Below are 214 nucleotides of genomic sequence, written 5' to 3'. Positions count from 1 at the left end.
ATAGGTGCCGTTGATCTGGCTGTTCAAGCCGCCATGCACCGGGGACGAGGTGTCGGCACCTGCGCGCACGCCGACCACGCCACCGCCGGAGCCATCGGCGCCGCCGATATCGTTTACCAGCACGTTGCCGGTGACGGTGCCACCCTCGGCCACAGAAGTCGCATCGGGCTTGGCGGTCGGCAGGTCGTCGACGACTTTGACGTTGATTTCGCCA

Annotated in this window: 1 protein-coding gene; it reads right to left on the bottom strand. The window is 65.9% G+C overall.

The window, feature by feature from the left end; all coding sequences use genetic code 11:
- Positions 1–214 (bottom strand): hypothetical protein (locus tag NQL71_RS29835; protein ID WP_274643809.1); only part of this gene is annotated, 214 nt, incomplete at both ends.

Origin of the sequence: Pseudomonas serbica (assembly GCF_028823535.1) — a bacterium.
Taxonomy (GTDB): Bacteria; Pseudomonadota; Gammaproteobacteria; order Pseudomonadales; family Pseudomonadaceae; genus Aquipseudomonas; species Aquipseudomonas serbica.
The sequence above is the reverse complement of the archived record's forward strand: the minus strand, read 5'-3'. Positions and strand labels throughout refer to the sequence as shown.